This window comes from Leptolyngbya sp. PL-A3 (assembly GCF_039962325.1).
Lineage (GTDB): Bacteria > Cyanobacteriota > Cyanobacteriia > Elainellales > Elainellaceae > Vacuolonema.
Window position 1 is genome coordinate 73,336 of record NZ_JAMPLB010000024.1, and the last position, 24,464, is coordinate 97,799.

A 24,464-nucleotide genomic window follows, 5' to 3' on the forward strand; every position below is an offset into this window, starting at 1 on the left:
GAGGGTATCTAGAAAAGTACTCTACAACTCAGCCTGAGAATCTGCTGCGATCGCTAACAACTTCGGAAACAAGTACACCGTAAACATGGTCCACCCATCCCGGCTATCGACTGTTACCGTCCCACCTAACTGCTCTGCCAGCTTCTGTACCAGCGCCAACCCGAGTCCCGTCCCCTCATGCAACCAGGGGTCATTGGAAGGAATTCGATAGAACCGCTCAAAAATTCGCTCCTGCTCCTCTGCCGGAATTTCGATACCCGAATTGCAGACCTGGATTTGTAAGAAATCAGACCGTGAAAAAACGGCTATCTGGATCTCCCCCTGAATGGGCGTGTACTTACACGCATTGTTTAGCAACTCCCCCACAATCCGCCCCAGATACATAAAGTCACAGGTCAGCGGCGGCAGTGCCGCAGGGATATCAACGGTGAGCGTTTGGGAGCGGGCACGAGTGCGCTCGATAAACGGTTCTGACAGATGATGCAGCCAATCTCCCAAATCCATCGTAGTGAGCAGCAGGGGCTCAGACTCGGCATCCAGGCGCGATAGATCCAGCAAGTCATTAATCAGCTTCAGCTCGCGGTGGCATTCATCCTTCAAAATTTGGAAATACCGCAGAAAGCTGGGAGACTGGCCTCCCTGCAAAAGCCCCATCTCCATGAGCTTGACTTCGAGCATTTCGGTCGCCATTTTGACGTTCGCCATCGGCGTCCGCAACTCATGGGACACACTACTGAGAAACTCATCCTTCAACCGATTGAGGTGAGCCAGATCCTTCACCTGAGCCTGGGCTGCTTCATAAAGGCGGGCTTGGCGAATGGCGATCGCACACTGATTAGCAATCTGCTCCACCAGGCGAACCTCCAGTTCGTCAAACGGTTCCGGCCCCGCTCGGTACAGCCATAGGTCTCCCATCACAATGTGGCTATCAATTAAGGGGCAGGCCAACACACTGTAATGCCGTTCTCCGTCATACAGGTTTGCCAGCGGCTCATTATCAAGAGCCCTCCAGCAAAAATGCACCGTTCTGCCCTGCATCAGTTGAGCATAAATTTCGGGGAAGTCTTGCAGGTAAATGACAGGCGCACGGGCAGAGGGTCCCCCCTCCGCCAGGTACTCGTATTGGATGGTAGAAGTCTGCCGCTCCAGGTCATACACACTGGTATCACAGGAGCTAATGCGCAGCTCTGTCGTTAGCTCTCGCACCACTTTTTGGAGAATCTGCTGCTCATCCAGACTATCCCGCACCTTGTCGGTGATGCCTTTCAGGAGAGCCTCAAAAGCATTGGCCTGTTGCAACCGCTCAGTGCGTTGCTGCACCATGGTTTCTAGTTCCACATTCAGCCGCTGTGCCCAGGCATAGAGTTCCGACTGCTGAACGGCAATGCCCACTTGAATGCCCAGTTGTTGCAGAAACTCCTGTTCCCAGGCTTGCCACTGCCGGGGAGCCTGACACTGATGGACAATCAGCAACCCCCACAACTCTTGCCCAGCCAGAATGGGGACTACCAAATTGGCTCGAACGTTGAACTGTCGTAAAAGTTGCCGATGGCAGGGGGCGATCGCAGCCAGTTCTACATCCTGAATACCAGAGCAGCGGCCCTGTCGGTATTGCTCTACATACGATACGCGGAAGCAAGGGTCATCGTAGGTCTGCGACAGAATGCTATATTCAGGCCGCAACACCGACTCCACCCGAAAAATGCCACTCCAGTTCGGCTCAAAGCGGTACACAATTACCCGATCGGCCTGAAATAAGTCCCGTACTTCATCCACCGTAGTCTGCAACACGTCATCCAGCTCGAGAGACTGCCGGATGCGCTGGGTAACATGCAACATGACCTGATGACGATGGGCTTGCTTCTGTTGTAGATATTCAATTTCTTTGCGGGTCGTAATATCCTGTAGGGTGCCAAAAAGATACCGGGGTTGTGAGGAGTTACCCTGCACGAGTTGGCCGTTCATCACAGCATGGCTCACCGAGCCGTCCGGCAACAACAACCGAAACTCCAGGTTACAGGGAGAGGCAAAGCCGATCGCCTCCTCAATCCAGGCTTGCAGAGTGGCCTGATCCTGGGGATGTACTCGCTGTACCAAAGTTTCAAAGGAAAACGTGACAGCTTGATGGGGCAACCCTAAAATCCGCAGCGTTTCTTGGGAAGCAGTCAGTTGCCGAGAAGTCAAATCCAGAGACCAATCGCCAATTTGGGCGAGTCGTTGGGTCCGGATGAGGGTTTGCTCGCACTGCCGGAGATGTTCCTCAGTCTGTTTTTGTTTGGAGATGTCGGTATTGGCAAAAATACAGGCGATCGCTTTTCCCTGAGAGTCAAAAATGGCAAAGATCCGCGACAACGTATGCAATGCCGTGCCATCTGAACGGCGGTACGTCATTTCCAGATCTGTCACCGCTTTGCCATTAAGCGCAGCCCTGATTCGTTCAGTAATGGCCGACTGATCCATGGTGTGGGCCAGCAATGACCAGACTGGTTGACCGCAAATATCGGAACTGTAGCCAAGTAACGATTCACAGGCTGCATTCCAGAACAGCACATTCCCATCCAAATCAATGAGAAAAATCGCATTGGGCGAGCGTTCAACCGCTTGTCTAGAGTAATGCAATGCCAGCGAGCAGAGGAATTTTGAAGAAAAGTCGGGGGTCAACCCCAAAAACTCTTCCCGGTGCCCATAATCCTCCAGGGCAGGCTCCTCCAAGACACGCAGCCATGGCCGTTGTAGCGTCGTGTTCTCCTGCCTCAAGCTAACTGAATCGGAGGCATCTTCCAGGGAAGCACCCTCCACCTTCCACTGCTGCTCAAGGCTCACTTCACCTAGAACATCCGCAGGGGTCAACACCTCCAGCACTGTGCCGTCAGCGGCAATCACGGGCAAGTATTGCACCCGGTTTTGTCGAAAGAGGGTTACCAGTAAAGGAATATTCAGTCGTTGCTCCCATGGCAGGGTTGGGACTGAAACCTGCATCAGCGATCGCACAGAAAGACTGTTGGCTTCCTGCCCTCCAGCTATTGCCCGCAGCATATCCGCTGCAGTAATTAACCCGAGCAACCCCTTGGGCTCCCCCACCAGAATACATTCCACCCCCTGCTGCATCTGAGCGATTACATCCGCCCCGGTTCCGTACACCGACACCCACCCATATAAGGGAGGAAATGCAGCGAACTCATCCTCACCTATGGTAGAGACTTGAGCCATCCTATTCCTGAGTTCGACAGTAATCCACGTTCAATCTGTCCAACAATCCCGTCTACGCCGAAGATGCAGACATACCCCTCCAAGACAGAACACACCCGCTCAGCGCCACCAATGGCTTAGCTCCCTGAGGTCATAGCCTGGATTACCGCTTCCTGGCTCACTCGCTCGTAAATCGTTTTGAGGTAGCTCATGACAACCTGTGGCGAAACACCGCTAACAGTCCCTAACAACTCTGGCGTTAAAGGTAATGTACCCAATAAATCTAGAACTGTTTCGCTTCCTGGGTTGGGAGCAATAACAACCAGGGAAGGCTCAAGTTGATGGTGATATTGCCAGAACTGAGCCAGATCCATTTCAGGTAGAGACTGGGTCGAAGCCGTTTCAGGTTCCGCTGTATCTGCGCTCTGCCCCTGGCGCAGCTCTCGTAAAGCGCTCAGCAGTTGCTCTTTGGTACGCCCTCGCAGTTGAAACAGAACAAAAGGATCTTCGCTAAAGCGATCGCCCAAGGTATAGTAGACCGCACCGATGTGCTTACAGGGGTTCGCCGGATCCGGACAGGTGCAACGGCTATGAATATCAAATTTTGTAAAGGGAAACAAACTTAACCCGTTGGCCGTAAACACGTCTTCAATATTGTGAGGCATTTCCCCAGCCAACAGCTTTGCCGTATAAAACGCTTGCTGAGAGAGTGATTCGATAATATATCCCCACTGTTCGTCGTCGAAGGAATCCAGGTGAAGCACCACCTTGTAGGGTTCTGGGGCGGTCCCCTGCACCAGCGCATGCACCTTGTAACCCCGAAACTCAATTTTCAGTACGTGGCCTTCCCGGGCATAGTTGCGGGCTCGGGCTAGGCGTCGCACCCAGCCAAAGGATTCCAACACATCGACCCATCGTTGTGCCCACCATTCCCGATTGGATTGAACCCCTGCCTCAGTCATGCAGCCATACCCATGACATTTAATTCTGCATCTACAAACCTCTATCACTACTCAAACGCGATTCCTCAGGATTTTCAACGGGAAAAGAACAGGACTGCTAAAAATTGTCATCAATCTTTGCCGTAATTACCCTGAGAAAAATCAGGTCTAAGGTTAGCGAGATAGGCGCTGAACACGTGCCCCTTCAACCTTATGCCCCAGAAACCGCTTTCCCAGTGTTTCCTCCAGGTATCCGCAAATTTTCCCATGCACGTTCTGTGCATAGTTGTGAACATAAATGTAACAATGGATCCAATTAGAAATATGTCTTGGGTCAGATTTACCTTATGATCTTTAACTCTGACGGAACAGAATTCTTTGCGAGCGGCAGCAGGGAGGAGCGGCAGGCCAACCAACTGCTGCAATACCTCCAGCACCAATCTCCAGAAATGCTAGGACGAGTCGCCCGCTCGGTCAGCCCTGAAATCAAGGAAATCATCTCCCAAAACGTACAGGGATTGGTGGGAATGCTTCCGTCGGAAGCCTTCAACATGCAAATCACCACCGACCGAGAAAATCTTGCAGGGCTGTTGGCTTCGGCCATGATGACTGGATACTTTCTGCGACGGATGGAACAGCGAATGGAGTTGGAATCTAGCATGGCTAGTTCCTTTTCCCTTCGCGATGATGATGACAATCGTCCTGACTAAATTAGGTCAAGGGTTAATTTGGGCACAGAGCCCACGAAAAATGTAACGGAAACGGGCTCTAAGGAGGTTTCTGCATAAGAATCTACCCAGGATGTTGGTGCTTTGCCCGCTTCGCGGGCAAAGCACCAACATCCTGGGGGTAATTTCATTGTTGGAAATCTCCTAAGCTCTAACCCATCTGATCCACTGGGAAGGCCGTAGGCCGTACTGTAATCGAGAGAACTCGGCCTTCTCGGTTTACTTCTAGCTGAAGGCGATCGCCCACTCGTACGCTTTCCACCTGTTCCTGAACCTCTGTTGAGGTTTTTACGTCGACCCCATTAATCTTTACAATTACATCTCCCGCTTGGAGCCCGGCTTCCTGAGCTGGTGTTTGCTCCATCACTTGTACAATCAGCACGCCTTCATCCACTTCAATCTTGGCGGTAATCTCAGTTTCCTCTGCCACGCGGCGCTTGATGTCGGGAGTCAAATCAATCATTTGTATCCCTAAATAGGGATGCTGGGCATTGCCGTTAGAAAAGAGCTGCTCTGAAATACGCTGGGCCGTTTCGATGGGAATGGCAAACCCCAATCCCTGAGCGTTGGCCCGAATGGCCGTGTTAATTCCAATGACTTCACCCCGGTCATTCAGTAGCGGTCCTCCCGAATTACCAGGGTTGATGGCCGCGTCAGTCTGAATGAACCGCACGCGGCGATCGGGCACCCCTACCTGAGAGCTACTGCGACCTGTGGCGCTGATAATGCCCGCAGTGACGGTATTGTCGAGGCCCAAAGGGTTGCCGATGGCGATCGCCCACTGCCCCGGAATCAGCGCTTCGGAGCTACCCAGGGTCACGGTTGGAAGATTTGTCGCATCAATTTTTACTGCCGCCACATCCGTCACCGGGTCAACCCCAACCACTTGGCCTTCCAGCACCCGTCCATCCTTCAGCGTTACCTGCACCTTATCAGCCCCTTGCACCACATGGGCATTGGTGATGATGTGGCCTTCTTTGCTAACAATGAAGCCTGAACCAGTGCCCTGTTCAATCCGCTCGGGCATGGGCATCTCCTGCTCCCCGAAAAAGCGGCGGAAAAAGGGGTTTTCAAGTTCACCCGGTCCGTTGCCGCCAACCTTACGTGAGGAGTCAATCCGCACCACAGCCGGGCCAACCCGTTCTACAGCCTCCGCTATAAAATTGCGGCTTTGTGGAGCAGATGCAGCTGGCAACGATGGCAGCGTTATATCAGTCTGGCTCGTAATAGCGCGTGCTACTGGCTTTGGGCTTAGAGCCATAGGCTGTTCTGGTTGTCGCAGCGCGTAAAGCCGATATCCACCTACCAATCCAGTTGCGATACCCGCGGAAAGAAGGGTCAGGTATAGTGCCACTTGTTTCATAAAGCAATGGAAGGGGTGGATAAAGTTGCGGATAAATTGAACGTTTGCTTCTAATCACGGTTTGTAGAAGGGTCCGCTAGACTGAAACCATTGAGGTAGCTCTACAGAAGAGCTTTTACTTCCCCAAGATAGTTTCCTCCTAATGGTAACGAACATCCTTCTTTTCCTGATGGTTCGGTCCATAGTTTGGAGTGATCTAACTCATAACCAGGAGCGCTAGCCCATAGCTCACCTGGTTTAATTGTGGCCCCCGTCTATTCTGACTCACCTCTGAACGATCTATGACTTTGCTTCCCCGGTTTGTTTCACTTGCATTCGGTCTGGTTACCTTAGGGACTGGGCTGCTGGCACTGCCACTGGAGGCAATAGCCATACCCGGCTCCCAACGAGTCGCCCAAGCTTCTTCACCGAACGGCGCTCTTTGCCCAGAAGCCGCACTCTCTCGTCTGCGCCGCCACCGCATTGCCACCGGAGAAACTCTGACCTCTCTGGCTCAGCAGTACGATCTGATTCCCGCAACACTGATGGGTTTCAACCCTGTTCTGCGCAACGGCAACGCCCCGGTCGGGACAGAAATTGTGATTCCTCCCTACAACGGCATCCGCGTAGAAGTTCCAGCAGGAAGCACCTGGCGGGACGTAGCAGCAGCTTACGGGGTACGAGCGGATGTCCTCTTTGAGGTGAATGGCTGTACCCAAAACGCCCCCAGGGTTGTTTTCATTCCAGGGATCAACTGGGCTCCGACACCTGTAGCTCAGGTGGTTGAATCTAACCCAACGTTGTCCCGCTACCCGCTGCCCAATGAGGCGGAGGTCGTCACAGGTTACGGTTGGCAAGTTAATTTCTTGACCAGTCAGATGGCCTTCCACAGTGGGGTAGATTTACAGGCGGCTGCAGGAACCCCAGTGTTGGCCGCCCAAGATGGCACCGTCGCCTTCGCCTCAACCCAGGGGAACTATGGCAATTTAGTGGTGCTCAATCATGCAGGCGGACTACAAACCCGCTATGCCCAACTGGCGACGATTGATGTTGCAGTGGGACAAACGGTTAGAAGAGGCGATCGCCTGGGTACGGTCGGGCAAACGGGGGATGCCTCCACTCCTCACCTGCATTTTGAGGTTCGCTCTAACTCTAGCCTAGGCTGGGTAGCCGAAAGCCCCACCCAATTCTTTCCCAGCATGGAAGTAGGACGCTGAACGATTACAACCCCAGCCAGTAAGGAAAGGTGCATGGAGCTTTTGGTTCCACGCACCTTTCTTTTTAGGCCAGAGTCAAAAAACTACGAGGCAAGTGCCATGTCGGATGAGGCATTCAGGAAACGTTCGAGATAAAGATAAACCCCTTCATTGGCCTGAAAGGAAATACTAATGTGATCGACAGCTTGTTCCACGGCCAAGATGTCGACCTGATAGTGCGGCATGATCAAAAAATTGAGCCAATCGGCAATCTCAGAAAAGGGGACATGAAGCCGTCCTAGACAACATCCATCAACCAGTTCTGTAGAAAAGCAAGGACTTGGGTGCATCTTAAACCCCTTATATGCTCAACCTGAACTATCTTGCATCACAAATAGTACATTTGAACTTATTATTCACAAGTTCTCTCAATCCGGCAAGAGAGATTTTCTAAAGAATTTACACAACTCTTAGTTTTCGGTTCTGCCCAATTGCGGCCCCATGGCGACACTAAGATTCAGCCGAGCCCAACTTTACAGAAATTCATTTGACAAAAATTGGCAAAACGGTAACATTAAATACAGAAAGCATTTTTCTTTCTTGCCTAAAGCCTGGCTCGTCATCTGTAGTAAGCCCTTTTGGTCCTGCTTTTCTACAATGAGTCGTTGTCCTCTCTTCATCCAGGTTGGTTCCCAAGGATTTGTTTTCGTTTCTTAAGAGGTGACTATGGAACTTCACTATCGCGGCGCGGCTTACAGTGCTCCAGACACAGGAGTGGAATTTTCTGAAGGTGATGTTATTGGCCAATATCGGGGAGCGGCGTTGAAAGCTCACCGGCTTAACAATGCCCCCAGTGAAACAGCCAAACCCCGGATGAAATATCGCGGGGCCTGGGTACAGTAAATCTCTTGAGAGATTTTGAAGTTTTCCCTAAAGTCTCTGCCTATAGTTTTGTGGATGTAGCGAACTCAACACCCCGAGAGGGGTGTTTTTCTTTAGGCTAATTTTCTTCGAATGCCAATATAGGCTCAGTTTGGGCAAGCTGAAGTGTCCATTTTGGCATGTGCGCAGCACACGCCAAGAAGGGCGTTTTCGAGCGCCGCATATGGCGTGACATTCGAAAACGCCCTTCATTCAAACTCAGCAATTCTCAGTATGGGTATCAAAGCCAAGAGTTCACGCCCTAGGGGCGTGAACTCTTGGCTTTGATACCCGAAAACCGCGCGCCAAAGGCGCGCGGTTTTCGGGCCTGATTTCAAAATGAGAATTGCTGGTTCAAACTGCTGAATTTGGCTCTTTCAAAAAACGGCCTGAACAAATGGCGATAGAATGCTGGAACGTTTGAAGCTCAATTTTTTTTATGACAGAAGACATTAGGATGATTGGCAAAGTGGTAGGAATTTCTGCCCTTTTGGCAATCGCCATTCGTTATGGAGCCCCCCTGGTTACCTGGCCAAGCGGTGCTCCAGTGGTGGTTACTTTAATTGTATTGCCCTCTATACTGGTGGGTCTGCTTCTTTTCTGGCGGGGACAGCAAGCATGTTAGGGGCGATCGCCGGAGACGTTGTTGGCTCCGTTTATGAATTTAATAATTACCGTTCCAAAGACTTTTCGCTTCTCCAGGCGACCTCCACCTTTACGGATGACACGATCCTGACGGTTGCCGTTGCAGATGCGCTGCTCACAGGCGTGGACTATGTCACTGCCTTCAAGCAGTATTACCAACGCTATCCCAACCCCTGTGGCAGCTATGGTGCTCGCTTTGCTCAATGGGCGGCCTCCAGCACACCCGAACCCTACAACAGTTGGGGAAATGGCTCAGCGATGCGGGTCAGCCCCATCGGGTTTGCTCTAGATACCCTGGAGGCGGTGCTACACGAGGCAGAGCGAAGTGCTGCCGTTACCCACAACCATCCTGAAGGAATTAAAGGGGCACAAGCAACTGCAACTGCCATTTTCCTAGCACGCCAGGGGGCGTCTAAAGCAGACATCAAGGTTCATGTTGAAACAATTTTTGGTTACGACCTGAGCCGTAAGCTGGATGACATTCGTCCGGTGTATCGGTTTAATGAATCGTGCCAGGAAACCGTCCCCGAAGCGCTGATTGCATTTCTGGAAGCAACGGATTTCGAGGATGCCCTGCGTAATGCAGTATCTCTAGGTGGGGATAGCGATACGTTAACCTGCATTACGGGCGGTGTTGCCGAGGCGTTTTATGGGGTGCCGGAGGCGATCGCCCAGGCCATTCTTGATCGGCTTGATCCCTTCCTGCGTCAGAAAACAGAAACATTCCGGCAGCAGTTCGGGACTCGGATGCCTCGTCAATCCAATAACAGAAACGGATGGGCTGTGTGAGGCAAAGCATTCGGAATAAACCTTTAGACAATCGTGAAATGTTTGCTCTGAATGCTTCGCCCTTGGCCTTCTACCTTCTATGGCCTACCCCTCTGCCTTCTTACGAAACCGCATTCGATAGACAGGCTTATCTTGCTCCAATGTGAATATTTCTCGTTCGGTCATGACTGGAAATGGGTTGGGAGTTTGTTCAGGAATGCCGGTCTCGCGCTGGAAGATGGGGTGTTCGTGGAAGCGATCGCCCATTTCCAGTAACACTTCCTCCACATCAGATTGTAAAAAGACTTCGCCGCTGGGGATGAGGAATTGGGCGATCGCCCCCACAACTTCAGGTTGAATAACTCGGCGCTTCTGGTGGCGCTTTTTAAACCAGGGGTCAGGAAACTGTACAGCGACCTTTTGGAACACCCCGACTGGTAGTGAACTTAGTAGGGGGTGTAGAGCATTATTGGCGTTGCAAAAGAGGTAATGCAAGTTTTTCAGACCGGCTTCTTGACATGCATCGTTAGCCCGGATAACCAAAGGTTCACGAATTTCCAGCCCCAGGAAGTTCCAGTCAGGTTGTTGGGCCGCCATTTCTAAAAGGAAGCTACCCCGTGCACAACCAATGTCAAGCAGCAGCGGCTGTTGGGGCGAGGCATAGATTTGTGACCAATTCGGTGGCTGAATCGGAGTCTGATATTTCTGACTAAGAGGGTTTACGTGCTGCCGTACTCGAACGATTGACAAATTTCATCACTCCTGTTGAAAATAAGCCTTTTCCAGGCTACAGCAATTTTCTGACACCTATATATAGCGGGTGTATCCCACTTTTACAAAAGTGGGATACACCCTACATAGCTATAACCCTTTCCAGCAATTCTCATTGTGGGCTTCAACGCCAAGAGTTCGTGCCTTACGGGCACGAACTCTTGGCGTTGAAGCCCGAACTGCTCGCGTGGAGCGAGCGGTTTTCGGGTTGGATGCCAAAATGAGAACGCAGAAATGTTGATTTAACTGACTTCAAACCGGCCGGAAAGTGCCCAACCTAACCACACAATCCAAAAGAGTTGGTGAAGGATAACAATGGCCCAAAATTCAATCTGATAGGACTCTTTTCTGCTTTTATGGCGAAGTTTTCGCTGGGCAACGAAGCCTCCTACCCATCCACCCGCGAATTCTAGAACATGCAATGTTCTTTCTGGAATTCTCCGGGTTCTTCGTTTGGCAGAGGATTTATCGTTGGCATAGCAGGCAAAGGTTAACAAGCTCATTCCGGGATAGAGCAGGAGGGGCAACATGTTCATGGTCAACCAGGCAAAATGTAGGGACCCCGCCAGCGGCAGAATGGAAAGCAGCAAGAGCTCGACTACAGGAAAAGAGAATTTAGGCGGGTGTCGAGAAGATTCTGGAGACGGCTTACACCGTGCCCCTTGAATAAAGGCATTTTGTGCACGAAGCTTACCTTCTTGAAGCGTTGAATAGTAATAGATGACGTCTCCAACTTGCGGTCGACGTGTTGAATCTTTTAATTCAGAAATATGCAGAAAAACATCCTGGCTGCCATCAGCAGGGCGAATAAATCCAAAACCCTTTGCATCTTTCCAGGCTGTCAGTTGTCCCTTCTGGAGAACAGACATAGCACACCTTCACGGCTATACTCCTTACTGTAGGTTTCCCTAGCCTAAAAAAATATCTAAAACTCTTTCTTTTTGTCGTAATTCATTCCAACAATATTCTTTTGACAAGACCAATTTTCGTGATTGAAGGGCACAGAAAATCAATCTTTTCAAATAGCTTTTGAGAGCTCGATTTTGATAGTAGATCTTGCCTGTAAAATCATCTCTTTAACGAGCGTTGCGTTCAGCAATCAGCACATCTGCTAGATTTTCGGGAATGCTGTCCAGATCGGTGTAGCCATTGGAAGGAAGGATTGGGGAGCGGAAGGTGTAGGACGGTTCGCATTCGCCGGAGTCATACACCTGAATAATCCACTCATCGGGTAAACCTTCAAAGCCAATTTCGACAACGTACCAGTCCTCTCCTAGGGGGCGAGCGCTGCGAATGGTAAACCATTCTTGATACTCAAGCGAAAGGCTCCAGGCGTCCAGGAGAAAAGCAAGTGCTTGTTGTCCCGCCTCGTTTGCTGTGAGCTGCATAGGATCAGGATGAGATAAATTGCAACGTATTACAGACCTGATGATCGGCCTCGCTCATACTTATCTTCATACTTACATCAGTCTTTATCGGGCTGTCACAGTCCGAAATGATTTGTGAGATTGCCTCAGGCTAAGGCTCAAAGGTGATGTAAGCCTTTCCAATCTCAATTTCAACATAAGCTGGACCTTATCTACATTCTGCCTGTGCAGCTTCATATTGAACCGGTATAAGTAAGCTCAACCCAAATGTTTTTTTATACATTAGTTCGGACGGTTTTTCTGAAACCCTTGATTTTGCGTGTGCGAAGCGCACGCAAAATCAAGGGTTTCAGAAAAACTGTGCAGAGTATTGTTTATAGCAACTTATAGCAAATATCAAAGCTGGTTAAAAAACCATTACACATTATGGTTCTTTAACCGGAGATCGCATTGAAGCTGGGAAGCAAAAACTGCTGCGATCGCGTTCAGGACTGTGATGCAGGAGCCGAAACATTTTGAGGTTTCTGCTGGAGAGCGTGGAGCAAGTCTTCTGTTGTAAAGGGCTTAGCCAGAAAGCGACTAAAACCAGCACGTTCTGCTTCAGCGATCGCATCCACGGAACTCAATCCACTCATCGCAATAGCATAAACTTCGGGGTGTATAGATTTCAGGATAGGAATGGTTGCCAGACCATCCATTAAGGGCATCATTACATCCATTAAGACGCAGTGAATCTCGTTGTAGTGCTCGTTAAAAAGGGCGATCGCAGCCTCTCCGTTATGGGCTGTAAGAACGCGGTAATTGTAGGTTTCCAGGGTCGTTCGCGTAATTTCGCGAATGGCTTCTTCATCATCAACGATTAAAATTAACTCCTGCTGGCCGAAGAGCAAATCTAGAGCATTCTCCATCTGAGTGGGTTCCACATCACAGGCTGGCAAAAACACTTTAAACTCGCTGCCGTGATTGACCTGGCTCCGAACATCCACAAAGCCCTCATGGCTTTTAACAATGCCCAGTACAGCCGACAATCCTAGCCCGGTGCCCTGCCCTAATTCCTTAGTGGTGAAAAATGGGTCAAAAATTCGATGGAGAACATCGGATGTCATGCCAGTGCCGGTGTCTGATACCGAAACCACGACATAGGCCCCTGCCGATCCATCTAAATAACGACGAGCCTGACGGTCATCTAACCACAGATTTTGGGCCGTAATCTCTAATGTGCCGCCTTGAGGCATTGCATCTCGGGCATTGACACAGAGATTCATGAACACCTGATGCAGTTGGGTCGCATCCCCCAACAGGCTCCAGAGACTTGGGTCGATTTCGTTGCGAATAATGATCGACTTGGGGAGCGTCTGCTCCAAAATTTGCGTCACCTCATCCAGTAAGTAATTGAGCTGGAGGCTGACCCGCTGGCCCTCAACCCCACGGGCAAAGGACAGAATTTGTTTTACTAGATTAGCTCCCCGATGGGCACTGGTCTCCAGAGTCTCCAAAATGCGTCGGGTGTCGTCGTTCAACGCAGGAAGCTTCATGGGTAGCAACTGTGACACTACCAGCATGGGTGTCAGGATGTTGTTAAGGTCATGGGCAATCCCGCTGGCCAGAGTTCCCAAGCTCTCTAAGCGCTGAGCACGAAGAAATTGGGCCTCTAATTGTTTCTTCTCGGTGATGTCCATGTGGATACCCATCATTCGCCGGGGGCATCCCGCTTCATCATGAAAGGCGCTACCTTTGATGGCAATCCAACGAGTATCGCCCTTCTCGCCCACCATACGGAATTCGGTATCAAGCACCTGGCCGTGGTTAACCGTTCGCCACAGTTCTTCGTTAGTGCGATCGCAATCCTCTGGGTGAAGGCTTTGCAACCAGGTGTGATAAGAACCAGCAAAAGAACCAGGACGCATTGGCCCCAGGGAATGAGGATCACGGCTCCAGATGAAGGTATCGGTTTCCAAGTCCCACTCAAAGGTGCCGATTTTTCCAGCCTTCTGAGCAAGCTCCAGGCGTTCCTGAATGCGTTGCCGCTGCTCTACTTGCTGGCGTAGTTGGTCGTTGGCCTCTTTTAACTCTGCTGTACGTTCCTGTACTCGGTTTTCTAAGACTTCGTTGGCTTCCCGCAGGGCTTCGGCTGCCTGTTTACGTTGGATGGCATACCGGAGCGATCGCACCAACAACTCCTGGTTCACCTGGCGCTTCAGCAGATAATCTTGCGCGCCGCGCCGCACTGCTTCTAAGGCCAAGTCCTCATCGTTAGTATTGGTCAGCACCACGATGGGAAGGCTGGGCCTGGCCTGGATTAAAGTATCCAACGAATCCAGGCCCGTACTGTCCGGCAGGGTCAGGTCCAGGAGAGCCACATCCACGGGTTCGGCTTGGAGGTGGGCGATCGCCTCCCCTAATCGCTTCACATGAGTTGAAGTAAACCGCTGGTGCAGCGTGCCTTTCAGGGTTTCCTGAAGCATGCGAGCTTCTGCAATGTTGTCTTCTACCAGCAGAACGTTAACCCCCGCTGGATTTGGCCCCATCGAATTCATTGCTGCTCCCCATGACTCAGCGGCAGATCGGGTGGGGGCAGTATCGCTGTTTCTAACCAAAATTCCTCAATCCCCCGGACAATCTTGAATAACTGGGCCAGGTTGCGTGATTTAGAGATGTAGCAGTTGACGTGCAAATCGTAGCTTTTGAAAATATCCTCTTCACTGCGCGAGGTAGTCAGCACAATGATGGGAATGTGCTGTAAATCCGGGTCTGCTTTAATCTCTGCCAGTACCTCCCGGCCATCTTTTTTAGGCAAGTTCAAATCCAGCAGGATGAGGTCGGGGCGGATAGCCGCCTCGTACTCCCCATCCTGCCGCAGATAGGTCATCGCCTCCATCCCATCACGGGTTACCACCACCTCACAGGCGGCTGACGTACTCTTCAGCGCTTCCTGAATAAGGCGGATGTCGCCCCGGTTATCTTCGACTAAAAGGATAGTTTTGAGCCGTGCGTCCGTTTGCATGGTTGCGATCGCGCCCCCCTACTGGAATCGTGAAATAGAAGGTAGCCCCTTCGCCCAGGGCTGCATCTACCCAAATCTGCCCCCGATGGCATTCAACAATCTTCTTGCAAATCGCCAATCCCATACCAGAACCAGGGTACTCGTCCCGAGTATGTAGCCGTTGGAAGATCACAAAGATCCGTTCGGCAAATTGTTGATCAAAGCCAATACCGTTATCCTTCACCGAGAATAACCAGTCTTCATCCCGCCGCTGTACCCCAATATGAATTTGCGGTGACTCTTCGGGTTTACGGAATTTGATGGCATTCCCCAGCAGGTTCTGGAACAACTGCATCAGTTGGGTACCATCCGCAACAATGGTAGGCAATGGATCATAGGTAATGATGGCTCCGGTTTCGGCAATGCGGTTTCGGAGGTTGCCCTGAGCCTGTTCCAACGAAGTTTCCAGATGAGTCAGTTCCCACTCGATGCCCTTTAAATCGACCTTGGAGTAAGCCAGAACGTCATCGATCAGGGTTTGCATCAGGCTGACACCATCTACGACGAAGCCGATAAATTCCTTCCCATCGTCTCCCAGCTCTGCGTCATACCGCATTTCTAGAAGTTGAACGAAGTTCGCAACCTGATTTAGAGGTTCTTGTAAGTCATGCGATGCAACGTAAGCAAACTTCTTCAGTTCAGCGTTCGAGCGCTCCAGATCTTGGGCTAACAACGCCAGTTCTTCCGCCTGCCGCAGGATGATGTTGACGATCGCTTTCCGTAATTCCAGCACCGCTTTCACCTCTACTGACTTCCAGGGCAGAGATTTCAGCCGCACCGTTTCCTTCCACAGATCAAAGGACTTGCGGGGGCAAAGGCGCATATGCCCATCCGTATCCTTGAGCTCGTAAGCATTGTTGGGATCGCCGCCCCAGTTCACGGTCTGAATCACTTCTGGGCGGAACCACAGCACATAACTGCGCTTCGAGATAGGAATGGCTAACAGACCGCTTGCTACGTTCTTGAACCGTTCTGCATCCGAGTAAACCAGGGGCAGCGCATTGGTCGAGAACACCTCTCCGTCTACGGTTTTGTTCAGCCATTGCACCAGGAAGTTGAGTTCCTCCTCAGGGGGCGTTTGGCCCAGGGTTGTCCAGTGGCCGTTGAAGCAGATAGCGGCCCCTTTCGCATCGACCAGATCGAGCAAGTTTGGATCGCGACGGATCAAGCCATCAATGAAATAAGCCTCCTCGGACATGGATTCCACCAGGGCAGACTGCACCTGGGAAACTTTTGTGCGGTAGTTATAATCCGCCTCCTCTTCACGGGTAGAAATTTCAGCAAAAATCACCCGTCCCAGAAATTCACACGCCTTCCGCAATTCGTAGGGCACCAGTTTAGGGGTGCGGTGATGACAGGCGATCAGCCCCCACAGTTTCTCATCCTTCATGAGGGAAATGGTGAGAGATGCCCCAACACCCATGTTGTGTAAATACTCCAGGTGACAGGGGTAGGGGCTACGGAGGATGGACAGCGTAAGGTCAGTGGGCTGCTCCGTCATGGGGTTGGTGGTGGGATAGAGATCCACCGCATCCGCTGCCGCATCGGGAATGACCCGTATCCAGTTGGACAGGAACATTTTGCGGGCTGTCGTGGGAATGTCTGACTCCGGATAGTGCAAGCCCAGGTAAGACTCCATGGCATCGATTTTGTCTTCAGCGACGACTTCCCCATGCCCGTCATCGTCAAATTTGTAGAGCATGACACGATCGAAGCCCGTCACGTTGCGCACTTCCCGCACAATCACGTGACAAAAATCTGCCAGGTTAGAGGTCGCTTCCAATTGTTGAATGGAAGCTTTAGCTAGATGATAAAAGCTCAAAAAAGGAATGGTTTCCTGGGTTAGTGCTGGCTCTAATTCCAGCACCAACGTGTTATCAGCGGTGCGGTGGAAGATGGCATCAAATACACTGTATTCATCCCCGGCACGGCGTACCCAAACCTTTGTGGGGTTAATTAATTCCAAATTGTTGTATGCCAAGCCAGCTTTGAAGCGATCGACCTGAAAGGGATCAAGAATTTCGTCTAAAGTTCTGCCTAACACGAATTCAGGTCGGATACCAAAGGCTTTTAGGGTATTGCTGCTAACTTGTAATACGCGCAGACCAGGCTCATCCAGCACCAACAGTACACCGTGAGGTTGGATTTTTGTCAGGTAGTTAATTTGTGGCTGTTTGAGATTGGTTAAATTAATTTCTTGGACGTCAAGATTGACAGCAGCCATAGCCTTCTCCAGGAATAGTGTTTTCTGACGAACGACATAGTTCATACGCGATCGCGAACCCACAACGTTGGTTCACAACCCCAGCGGTTGATTGAATCAATTCAGCACGCTTACAAATCCCACGACCCAATGCAGAGTTCGGATAAACCGGAAATCGATCAATGGGAATTTAGATAAAATTTATTCCACAATTTCAGCCTAATTTTTATGAAGAAACAGGAGGTTTATGGAAGAGGGCGACACAGTCTTACCTCAGCAGCATATCTCAGAAAAAGCTACCACTGCTAATAGGAATTATTAAATAAACCAGAAACTTTTTCAGCACAATAGAGGCCATTTTAACTACATTAAAATGCCCAAAAACTTCTATTCGCTTACAAACAACTACAGTTTTTAATATGAAGAATTAATCACTTAAGTATTCACTCTACAGGTAGCGTTACAATTCCCAACCAAAACTCTTCAATTCGCTTGACGACCTGTGACAAATTCTCTAAGTCATCAGATTTCAATACATAGCAGTTACCCTGAAGTGCATAGCTGCGAAAAACTTGCTCAGCGCGATCGCGTAGCGTAAATACAATGATCGGAATGCGCCGTAACTGCGGATCTGCCTTCATATCGGCCAGAATATTCAGACCATCCGTATCGGTCAGATCACAATCCAACAACACCAGATCGGGCCGGGTTGCTCCCTCATAATTTTCCCGCTTATGCAAAAAGTCAGAGGCATCGGAACCATTGGCAACCGCGACCAATCGATAGCGCTCCTCACTTTCACTGAAAACAGTTGTAATGGTTTCAATATGGTCGGGATTGCCATCAATCACCAAAATTAAACGCTCACCAGCGACATCTAGCATGGGCATTGGCTCACAGATAAACAGTAGTGGCAGTTTGAAGTTTTATAGACGATCAATTTCGATGGGTTTAAGCTGTACTGAATCTATCAACTAAACATTCTCATCTATTAAGAACTAGTTTGAGAAGGATAGACTTCTGTTTTCCCACGAACATCAAACATAAACTTTTTAAACAGATTGTAAGGATATTCATAGCTGATGGGAAAAGCGATCGCTCAAATCCCTAGAAAATTTTCGCTTTCTTATTCGTTCCCAGAGTTTCCGCACGCTTGTCGGGGGCGATAAGTTTCAAACACCAACCTAACGAAGATGCACTATAGCCTTGGCCCAATTTATTAGGGCATTAGGAGCGATTACAGGGATTGTCTTCATAGCTTCTAATGCCCTAACAAGCCAAGCGATAGCAATATAGGTTAGCAAACTTGCATCAATTCTAATTTCCTGCCAAAAGTGTGTTACGGAGGGGTCGTGAGGAGTTGCACTCTAAACAAACGCAGTCATCTAAAAGCACCCATAGATTCTTTTCCTAATGGAGTACACGCTCCTATAACCCAGAAAAAGATGGGAACGATCTTTTCCGATTCTCCCTTTGTTCTCAAGGTTATATCTGGCTGGCATCCGCCCAATCATGAGCAAAAGAGCATGTGAGTGGGCTAAAGCCGTCTCAGTGTTCAGTATCGATATATCCCATCGGTTAGACGAAAATATCGATATCGGTCCTTAGGCTAGGTATATATGCGGAGAAATTGGTAACGCGATCGCAGCTCGTGCATTCGGGTTCAATCCTCTTCGAGGTGCCTATTATCCTTACCATTGAGCCGGCTCCGGTACATTTTCATAGCACGTCGCTGACTTACCAGGGTTCGTAATCACAGCAATTGGAGCATGAGCCAAACTGATTTTCTACCACCCACTATCTTGCTTGTCGAACCGGACAACCGGGTACGACCTCTCTTAAGAGACAATCTCAGTCATTGGGGCTACAGCCTGATCGTGGCACTTGATGAAGCTGATGCCCTGGAACGCACACACAATGGTAGAGAGAACTTTGACCTATTGCTACTCGCACAATGGGACCAGTCCCTTGATTACTTTGTGGACCTTGGCCGACGTATTTGTCAACAGGTTAATCCGTCGGGCTTCATTCCCATTGTCATTATGGCTGAGCAGTTCGGAGCTGAGTTGGAAGGACAAAACATTCAAGTAGGAACGAACGAATATATTGTATATCTGGAGGATGGCCAGCAATTGAAGGATTTCCTCTACCGAATCTGCCCTATTTAAGCCCACCGGCAAGATTGACCTTGTGCTCTTCAGAAGCACAAAATTGGTCTTACCAAAAGTCTTACCAAAAACTGAAGAGTGTTCAAAATGGCTCAACCTTGAGTACTTGGCATTTTGGATTTAATAACTGTAATTCTTTTTGTAGGTGTGGCGACCATGCCGCCACATCTACAAAAAGAATTACAGGTTGTTTTATTTGTGATCCTTAACAGCTTAAGTTTTCCTATGTTTAAAGGTGCTTCGCACCTCCCAATAAATTAAAAGGTTAGCGAGCTCATCCATAGCAAATCATCCCAGGGTACGAAACCGTACTGAACTTTAGAGTTAGAAGAACTATTATCAGCGTGTTTTGCTCAAAACCTGGAGTAACCCACTGGGCGGCTTACTTCAGGTGCATTCGCATTGACCCCTTCTATGAGCCAGCTTACCTTCCTAAATCATTTTGGATTAGAGGGGTAACCCGACTCACCAGAAGCAGTTACGCACAGGGCAGATAACCTCTCGAAAACTCGTCTTAGCGATTCCCTTATTTATCGTTCACCCAACCTAACAGGGAGGGCCAGTGTGCCTGATTCAGACTTTCCACAGAAGATACAAGTACTTGTCGTGGATAGTGATCCGGATTCAAGAGATTTATTGGCAGCATTATTTAATGGCTATGAAGCGAGAACCATCATGGCAGCGAGTGCCAGCGAGTGCCTTGAAAAAATACAGGAATCTCCTCCCGATCTATTAGTATGTGAACTTGCTTTACCCGATGAGGATGGGTATTCCCTCATGGGTAAAGTAAAAGCATTTGAAGCAGCCCAGGGTATTCGGATTCCGGCGATCACCCTGACTGTATATGCCAGTGATGAAGACCGTAGCTTAGCTTTAGCTGCCGGTTTTTCCAGGCACTTGTCCAAACCCTTGGATATAGATGAGTTTCTTGAAGCAGTAACCTACGCTCTGGCACAACCTTAGAACCTTCATAAGAAGCTGGTTGTTCGTGTCAACGTATACGTATAATCAAACTTCTTTGTAGGGTTTTTAAACCACTTTTAGGCTGTTTCTAGGGATGTTTTCACTAACCACAATCATGATGAATGACAACCTGGGAACTTCCATTTTGAGATGAGTTCCTCCAAGAACCACTCAACGACCTTTCGAGGCTTCCATGACCGCTGAGAACCAAATATTAGCAATCTTATCCCCTGACGTTCTACAACAGCTTGAGCCTCATCTCACTTCTGTTACTCTCAACCAGGGTGACGTTGTTTACAGGCCAGGTGAGCCGTTGTCTTACATTTACTTTCCCATTGACTGTCTGTTCTCGATCATCGTCACCATGAGTGATGGATCAACGGCAGAAGTCGGCATTGTGGGAAATCGGGATATGTTGGGGATTAATGCGTTTATGGGCAATATTGTCATTACCCAAACCCAATATTTGGTTCAAATTGCTGGGAGTGCCAAGCGAATTGATGCACAAATTGTGCGAACCGAATTTGAGCGTAATGAAGAATTGCGCGAAGTACTGTTGCGCTATACTCAGGCGTTTTTAGTGCAGGTTTCTCAGACGGCTGCTTGCAACTCCCTTCATGTGCTAGAACAACGACTAGCCCGTTGGCTATTGGGAACCCGGGAACGCATTAATTCCAACACCATTCCTTTGACCCAAGAATTTATCGCAATCATGTTGGGCGTTCGTCGGGCAGGGGTGACATTGGCTGCACAAAAGCTGCAAGAGCGCAAATTGATCCAATATCGCCGAGGTAATGTTCAAATTTTGAATCAGGTTGGATTAGAAGCCTTTGCTTGCGAATGTTTCAAAACCATTCAGGCGGAATACGATCGCCTGCTGGGTGAAAGATTGGAGAATCAGTCATGAATTTGAGAGAAGGAGAGAGGGTACGCCGCATCCGCTTCTCGAGTTTTTACGCCGTCTGATGAGGAAAGACGATTTCTGAAAAGTTGTGTGAACACAACTTTTCAGAAATCGTCATACAGCACTGCGTTGAATACTGCTATAGAAAAGGGCGATCGCCCTTTGCAATCGCCCTGGAGAGGCAAACTTTCTCCCTGAAAAAGGCCAGAGTTGAGAGCCTGTGCTGAAGCAGAACAAACTCTCAATTGCTCATGTCTGCTTAGGCAACAATTTGGACGTTGTTAGCTGTGAGCCCAGGCTGGCCTAACAGACGGGCGAACTGGCCGCCATCTCCGAACCCTGCTGCTGCGCCGTTTTCATTAAAGTAGAGGTTGCCCGATGCACGGCTGTAGATGATCAGACCCGAGCTACGGGCAGCGGCACTATTGGTATTAACGACTTGAACTTGGGCAGCGGTGAGGGTACCAAAGGTAGCCTGGCTCAGCTCGATCCGATCGAAACTACGGTTAAAGTCTTTAATCACATCAACACCCAGGTTGGCAGTGTTAAATGACGTGTCAGACTTGAAGACAAAGGTATCAGAGCCATTGCCACCGGTTAGGCGATCGAGTCCCGCTCCACCAACCAGGCGATCGCCTCCATTGCCACCGTTCAGGAAATCGATTCCCCGTCCTCCATCCAGGGTGTCATTGCCATCCCCACCATTGAGCCGATCCAAACCAGAGGCCACATTGGGAAGGATGCTGGACGTTAGCCCCACAATGTTACCCAAGGCTCCGCCAATTTGGCCCAGGCGGGAAGCGGCTCCTGTGGCCAGATCAATGGTGTACAACGTGGAGTCGGATACTGCAAAGGCCAGGTTTAACCCATTGGCCGTCGAGAGAATATCAAAGCCGCCCAGGTTGTCAAAATCAATACCCAGACTACCGATGGTGGTTAGCGCCCCATCATTGGGTGGGTTTTGTAGGACGAGAACATCTTGAGCCGCGGCAATGTTATAGAGCTGGGTGGCTGTGGTACCTGCAAAGGCATTGGTGTACGCAGCAGCGGTAACGTTGGGGGTCAGGCCAGTGTTGGAGTCAGTGGGGGCGTAGGCGATCGCCGTATCTACTGTGACTTCTCCTGTCTCTACATTAATCCGGTAGTTTTGGCCGTTGCCTCCTACCAGTCGCAGGCGATCGGCCACTGGGTTAAAGTCAAAACCCGAAACAGTGCCACCTTCAAACGACATGTTCAGAGTGCTGGCAAGAGTAGCGGCTCCAGTATTGGCATCAATGGTGTAGAGCTTATTAGTGCTGGAAAGACCGTAGATTAAGCCATTGGCTGGACGAACATCGATGCCCAGCAAGTTGCCATCCACTCCCGTAACTTGAATTTGCTGACTACTGCCAGGACTGTTGGGGTTAAAGGCAATCAGGGTGTTGGCATCGGTCAGAGCGACCATTTGCAACCCACCGTCTCCCAATAGATAGTCATTGCCACCCAAGCCGTTGAGAAGGTCATTACCCTGCCCGCCCAACATTACATCATCCCCTTCACCACCATTGAGGATGTCATTGCCTTGACCGCCCTTCAGCAGGTCACGGCCATTGCCTCCACGCACTACATCATTTGAGGTGCCGCCATCCAGAATATCGTTATCGCCACCCCCATCTAAGGTGTCAAAACCGGCTCCACCAAACAGAGCATCCACCCCGGTTTCACCCGAAAGACTGTCATTACCCGCGCCTCCGTCGAGCAGATCATTGCCGTCACCGCCGCTGAGGGTGTCCCGATTCGAGCCACCCATGAGCTCATCATTTCCGGCACCACCGGAGAGCACATTGTTGCCAATTCCACCATTTCCTGTCAGCGCAACAAGCCCCTGTAATGACAGAGTGCCATTGCCAATCGCACCCAAGCTAGTGGCCGCTCCTGTTGCTAGATCAATGCTGTAAAGAGTGGAATTGGATACGGCATAGGCCGTATTCACTCCATTGTTGAAGGACAAGATGTCAAAGCCGCTCAGGGAATCGAAATTAACGCCTAATTCACCAATAGTTGTCAGCACTCCGTTGTTGGGTGGGTTTTGCAGCACCAGAGTGTCTTGCTCAATGTCGATATTGAACAGTTGGGTGGTCGTGCTTCCGGCAAAGCTATTGAGGTAGGCAGCCGCCGCAACAGTCGGGTTCTCTCCGTTGTTGGTATCTGCTGGATCGTAGGCCAGAGTACCATCCACAATTACCGCTCCCGTATCGACATTGACTCGGAAGCTCTGATCATTGCTACCAACCAGACGCAGGCGATCGGCCACTGGGTTAAAATCAAACCCCGAAATGGCTCCCCCTTCAAAGGGAACGCTGAGGGTGCTGACCAGAGCCGCAGCCCCGGTTAAAGCATTGATGGTGTAGAGCTTGTTCGTGCTGGAAAGGCCATAAATCAGACCGTTAGCCGGGCGCACATCAATTCCAAGTAAGGTACCATCAACACCCGATATGGCCGTTGTCGTCACGGCAGCAGGGTTATCAATTGAAAAAGAGGTGAGGGTATTGTTATTCAAACCGACAAAGCGTACCGTACCATTGCCGCTGAGGCGATCGTCTCCTGCACCGCCGTAGATCGTGTCGTTGCCTGCACCGCCGTAAATGGTGTCATTTTCAGGAGTTCCTGTCAGGTTGTTAGCAGCGGTCGTACCTAAGGTGAATGCCATAGTGATTACCTTTTTCAGTGATAAAGGGTGAACAGAGCATGACAAACTGCGCCCCATTCGATGAATGGAACGACACTGAAGGATGCTTCAGCAAAAAGGAATTGTTATAGGGGCGATCGCCTGTCCCAGATACCCCAATGCTGGGAGTTTTGATTAGATGCCCCGAAGGGACAGGATGGATGCGATCGCCAGGAAGCCCTAGGCTTGAGAGGATGCATAACCCAATTCCCACCGCATCAGGTGAGATCGGTCATCGACAGCAAGTCAACTGTTCTGCCAACCGCTGATGCCCCTCCACGGGGTAGGGGTTGGGTTAGCGAGATGTTACATGCTTAGTACGGAGACGTTGGGATGTTGGCTTTAAAAGAAACAGCAAAAACTGTCACATCTTCTGTCACATTCCATTGTCCACGTTATATCGAGCTTGCGTGAAGAGGAGAAAGGCAGAGCTATGACCCAATTTCTTTCCTCTTCAAGCAAGCCTTGCAAGCGCTGCTATATCAAGAAAACTAGTTCAGATCAAACCTGGAGTTTCCTGTAGCAGGTGCGAGTAGTCACACTTGCCACAGGAAACTCCAGGTTTGATTCAATTAGCGTTCCTTAGATACTTGTATGAGGCATCCCCT

The 24,464-nt window shown here is 50.0% G+C and carries 21 protein-coding genes; 7 read left to right on the top strand and 14 right to left on the bottom strand.

What is annotated here, in order from left to right:
• Window positions 1-21 precede the first annotated feature (21 nt).
• On the bottom strand, window positions 22-3,210 hold the full coding sequence (locus tag NDI52_RS18505) for a GAF domain-containing protein (RefSeq protein WP_190770402.1): 3,189 nt from the start codon (window positions 3,208-3,210) through the stop codon (window positions 22-24).
• 116 nt (window positions 3,211-3,326) lie between these two features.
• A complete protein-coding gene (locus NDI52_RS18510) occupies window positions 3,327-4,151 on the bottom strand; it encodes an SWIM zinc finger family protein (protein ID WP_190770403.1) in 825 nt (274 codons plus the stop codon).
• Between the two features lie 326 nt (window positions 4,152-4,477).
• On the opposite strand from NDI52_RS18510, the gene NDI52_RS18515 reads away from it, so the two are divergent.
• Complete coding sequence (locus NDI52_RS18515) at window positions 4,478-4,840, top strand: DUF760 domain-containing protein (protein WP_190770404.1); 363 nt, start codon at window positions 4,478-4,480, stop codon at window positions 4,838-4,840.
• Here the strand turns inward: NDI52_RS18515 and NDI52_RS18520 are convergent.
• On the bottom strand, window positions 4,837-4,989 hold the full coding sequence (locus NDI52_RS18520; RefSeq protein WP_190770405.1) for a hypothetical protein: 153 nt from the start codon (window positions 4,987-4,989) through the stop codon (window positions 4,837-4,839). The genes NDI52_RS18515 and NDI52_RS18520 overlap by 4 nt on opposite strands.
• A 20-nt stretch (window positions 4,990-5,009) precedes the next feature.
• Window positions 5,010-6,221, bottom strand: coding sequence for an HhoA/HhoB/HtrA family serine endopeptidase (locus tag NDI52_RS18525; protein ID WP_190770406.1), 1,212 nt, complete (start codon window positions 6,219-6,221; stop codon window positions 5,010-5,012).
• A 281-nt stretch (window positions 6,222-6,502) separates the two neighbouring features.
• Here NDI52_RS18525 and NDI52_RS18530 point away from each other — a divergent pair, with 281 nt between their 5' ends.
• The gene (locus NDI52_RS18530; protein ID WP_190770407.1) at window positions 6,503-7,417 is read left to right on the top strand and encodes a M23 family metallopeptidase; all 915 of its coding nucleotides are present in this window, start codon (window positions 6,503-6,505) and stop codon (window positions 7,415-7,417) included.
• Window positions 7,418-7,500: 83 nt separating this feature from the next.
• Here the strand turns inward: NDI52_RS18530 and NDI52_RS18535 are convergent, their stop codons facing one another.
• A complete protein-coding gene (locus NDI52_RS18535; RefSeq protein WP_190770408.1) occupies window positions 7,501-7,746 on the bottom strand; it encodes a hypothetical protein in 246 nt (81 codons plus the stop codon).
• A gap of 376 nt (window positions 7,747-8,122) precedes the next feature.
• Between NDI52_RS18535 and NDI52_RS18540 the strand changes: the two genes are divergently transcribed.
• Both NDI52_RS18540 and NDI52_RS18545 read left to right on the top strand, forming a co-directional pair.
• On the top strand, window positions 8,123-8,299 hold the full coding sequence (locus NDI52_RS18540) for a DUF4278 domain-containing protein (RefSeq protein ID WP_190770409.1): 177 nt from the start codon (window positions 8,123-8,125) through the stop codon (window positions 8,297-8,299).
• Window positions 8,300-8,935: 636 nt separating this feature from the next.
• Window positions 8,936-9,751 (top strand): ADP-ribosylglycohydrolase family protein, encoded by an 816-nt coding sequence (locus NDI52_RS18545; protein ID WP_190770411.1) that lies wholly within the window; start codon window positions 8,936-8,938, stop codon window positions 9,749-9,751.
• Window positions 9,752-9,835: 84 nt separating this feature from the next.
• On the opposite strand, the gene trmB is transcribed toward NDI52_RS18545, so the two are convergent.
• From trmB to NDI52_RS18580, 7 genes are all read right to left on the bottom strand, one after another.
• Window positions 9,836-10,480 (bottom strand): tRNA (guanosine(46)-N7)-methyltransferase TrmB, encoded by a 645-nt coding sequence (gene trmB, locus NDI52_RS18550; RefSeq protein ID WP_190770412.1) that lies wholly within the window; start codon window positions 10,478-10,480, stop codon window positions 9,836-9,838.
• Between the two features lie 263 nt (window positions 10,481-10,743).
• Window positions 10,744-11,370: a DUF1294 domain-containing protein gene (locus NDI52_RS18555; protein ID WP_190770413.1), complete on the bottom strand. Its 627-nt coding sequence runs from the start codon at window positions 11,368-11,370 to the stop codon at window positions 10,744-10,746.
• A gap of 207 nt (window positions 11,371-11,577) precedes the next feature.
• The gene (locus tag NDI52_RS18560) at window positions 11,578-11,889 is read right to left on the bottom strand and encodes a hypothetical protein (RefSeq protein WP_190770414.1); all 312 of its coding nucleotides are present in this window, start codon (window positions 11,887-11,889) and stop codon (window positions 11,578-11,580) included.
• A 464-nt stretch (window positions 11,890-12,353) separates the two neighbouring features.
• Window positions 12,354-14,405 carry a response regulator gene (locus NDI52_RS18565; protein ID WP_190770415.1) on the bottom strand — a complete coding sequence of 684 codons (2,052 nt, stop codon included), beginning with the start codon at window positions 14,403-14,405 and terminating at the stop codon, window positions 12,354-12,356.
• Window positions 14,402-14,872: a response regulator gene (locus tag NDI52_RS18570; protein WP_190770416.1), complete on the bottom strand. Its 471-nt coding sequence runs from the start codon at window positions 14,870-14,872 to the stop codon at window positions 14,402-14,404. Before NDI52_RS18570 ends, NDI52_RS18565 begins: the two co-directional genes overlap by 4 nt.
• Window positions 14,826-17,135, bottom strand: a complete 2,310-nt coding sequence (locus NDI52_RS18575) for an ATP-binding protein (protein WP_190770430.1) — start codon at window positions 17,133-17,135, stop codon at window positions 14,826-14,828. The genes NDI52_RS18570 and NDI52_RS18575 overlap by 47 nt, the downstream gene beginning before the upstream one ends.
• 422 nt (window positions 17,136-17,557) lie before the next feature.
• Complete coding sequence (locus NDI52_RS18580) at window positions 17,558-17,998, bottom strand: response regulator (protein ID WP_190770417.1); 441 nt, start codon at window positions 17,996-17,998, stop codon at window positions 17,558-17,560.
• 885 nt (window positions 17,999-18,883) lie between these two features.
• Here NDI52_RS18580 and NDI52_RS18585 point away from each other — a divergent pair.
• From NDI52_RS18585 to NDI52_RS18595, 3 genes are all read left to right on the top strand, one after another.
• Entirely contained in the window at window positions 18,884-19,282 is a 399-nt protein-coding gene (locus NDI52_RS18585) for a response regulator transcription factor (RefSeq protein WP_190770418.1), read from the top strand.
• 564 nt (window positions 19,283-19,846) lie between these two features.
• Window positions 19,847-20,245, top strand: a complete 399-nt coding sequence (locus NDI52_RS18590; protein ID WP_190770419.1) for a response regulator — start codon at window positions 19,847-19,849, stop codon at window positions 20,243-20,245.
• 193 nt (window positions 20,246-20,438) lie between these two features.
• The gene (locus NDI52_RS18595; RefSeq protein WP_190770420.1) at window positions 20,439-21,152 is read left to right on the top strand and encodes a Crp/Fnr family transcriptional regulator; all 714 of its coding nucleotides are present in this window, start codon (window positions 20,439-20,441) and stop codon (window positions 21,150-21,152) included.
• A gap of 256 nt (window positions 21,153-21,408) precedes the next feature.
• Here NDI52_RS18595 and NDI52_RS18600 read toward each other — a convergent pair whose 3' ends face one another.
• Both NDI52_RS18600 and NDI52_RS18605 read right to left on the bottom strand, forming a co-directional pair.
• A complete protein-coding gene (locus tag NDI52_RS18600; RefSeq protein WP_190770421.1) occupies window positions 21,409-23,838 on the bottom strand; it encodes a DUF4394 domain-containing protein in 2,430 nt (809 codons plus the stop codon).
• Complete coding sequence (locus tag NDI52_RS18605; protein ID WP_190770422.1) at window positions 23,807-24,070, bottom strand: hypothetical protein; 264 nt, start codon at window positions 24,068-24,070, stop codon at window positions 23,807-23,809. Before NDI52_RS18605 ends, NDI52_RS18600 begins: the two co-directional genes overlap by 32 nt.
• Window positions 24,071-24,464 lie beyond the last annotated feature (394 nt).